Origin of the sequence: Shigella sp. FC1661 (assembly GCF_001712525.1) — a bacterium.
GTDB lineage: Bacteria > Pseudomonadota > Gammaproteobacteria > Enterobacterales > Enterobacteriaceae > Escherichia > Escherichia coli.
The window spans coordinates 1-657 of the sequence record NZ_MDGW01000427.1; the positions used below are offsets into that span (position 1 = coordinate 1).

Genomic DNA, 657 nt, shown 5'->3' on the forward strand with positions numbered 1-657 from the left:
GTCTTCGGTGAACGCACTCTGGCCACACTGGAGCGTCTTCTGAGCCTGCTGTCGGCCTTTGAGGTCGTGGTATGGATGACGGATGGCTGGCCGCTGTATGAATCACGCCTGAAGGGAAAGCTGCACGTTATCAGCAAGCGTTACACTCAGCGCATTGAGCGACATAATCTGAATCTGAGACAACATCTGGCAAGGCTGGGACGGAAGTCACTGTCGTTCTCAAAATCGGTGGAGCTGCATGACAAGGTCATCGGGCATTATCTGAACATAAAACACTATCAGTAAGTTGGAGTCATTACCGTATTCCCGTATTACTGAGATGGCTTCATCCCGGTTATTAAAACGATAGTGGCTCAGGCTCTCATTTTTCAGCGTTCCCCAGAAGCTTTCCATCGGAGCGTTGTCGTAACAGTGACCTTTACGCGACATTGATGTTTTCAGACCAGACTGCTCCTGTATGACCCGGTAATCGTATGCGCAGTACTGTGAACCTCGATCAGAGTGGTGGATTAGCCCGGCAGGTGGGCGCTGGCTCCTGAGCGCCATAAACAGGGCTTTACCTGTCAGCTCTTTTGTCATGCGCTCTCCCATGGCGTAGCCGACAATTTCGCACGTATAAACATCTTTGATGCCAGCGAGGTACAACCATCCCTCCTG

At 51.3% G+C, this 657-nt stretch carries 2 pseudogenes; one reads left to right on the plus strand and one right to left on the minus strand.

Going from position 1 to position 657, the window contains the following annotated elements:
* Positions 1–285 (plus strand): annotated as a pseudogene (locus tag BFF42_RS19495) (IS1-like element IS1X2 family transposase); the annotation flags it as partial.
* Positions 286–300: 15 nt separating this feature from the next.
* Here the strand turns inward: BFF42_RS19495 and BFF42_RS19500 are convergent.
* A pseudogene (locus BFF42_RS19500) lies at positions 301–657 on the minus strand (DDE-type integrase/transposase/recombinase); the annotation flags it as partial.